The 821-nt window shown below is 70.2% G+C and carries 1 protein-coding gene; it reads right to left on the bottom strand.

What is annotated here, in order from left to right:
* On the bottom strand, positions 1-821 hold an 821-nt coding region (locus tag MJ785_RS15795; protein WP_239381521.1), incomplete at both ends, for an RAMP superfamily CRISPR-associated protein.

Below are 821 nucleotides of genomic sequence, written 5' to 3'. Positions count from 1 at the left end.
GCGCCTATCGGCTTGTCCGGGGTGTCGGGGCGCTCGTCCTGCTCGTCGGGGAGTTCTTTGATACCCCTGGCCGGGTCGACGGGAATCTCCAGGATCGAGCGGTGGACGTCCCGCTGTGCGGCGGGCGGCGCCGCACCGAACAGCGCCTTTGCCAGGTGCAGCTGATCGAGTTGGGCGCGGAACGCGGTCGCGTCGGTTATTGGGTCGCCGACGGGCCGCGGCGCCCGGCGCTGTTCCAGCGTGCGCAGGATCCGCTCGGCGTGGCTGCGCAGCGCCCCTTTCAGGCTGGATCCGGGCAGTACCAGGCGTACCGTGTCGGTGCCGTCCGCACCCGTCAGCGGCAGTGTGTCGACGGCGACACCAGCCCGATCAGCACGCACCATCACCGGAGCGTCCGGTGTCCAGTCGATGGTGACGGCCAGGCGGGGGTGCAGATCAAGGCCAGGTTCGCCGCGCGGTTCGTCCAGTTCGTCCAGTTCGTCCAGACCGGGACGACCCGGTTGGCCGCGCAGCAGCGCGATCAGGCCGGTGGCGTTGCTGAGATCGTGTTCTTCGAGCTCGACGTCGTGCGCTAGCTGGACGTGGCCGAGCCCACGGGTTACGGCAGCGCCGAGCCGCACCTCGCCATGACCGAGAGCGTCCAGCAACGCCGCCAAGCGGGCGCGGTCACGGAGCCAGCCGACGTCGGCCGGATCAGCTGCACCGGACTCGACGTCGAGTTCGAACCGGATGAACGCCCCGACAGGGACGACTGCCCGGGAGAACAGGATGCCGTAGGCCGCGGCACCGGTGTACCGGTCGATCCCGACCGAGGTACGGGC

The organism is Protofrankia sp. CiT1, from assembly GCF_917627335.1.
Taxonomy (GTDB): Bacteria; Actinomycetota; Actinomycetes; order Frankiales; family Frankiaceae; genus Protofrankia.
The sequence above is the reverse complement of the archived record's forward strand: the minus strand, read 5'-3'. Positions and strand labels throughout refer to the sequence as shown.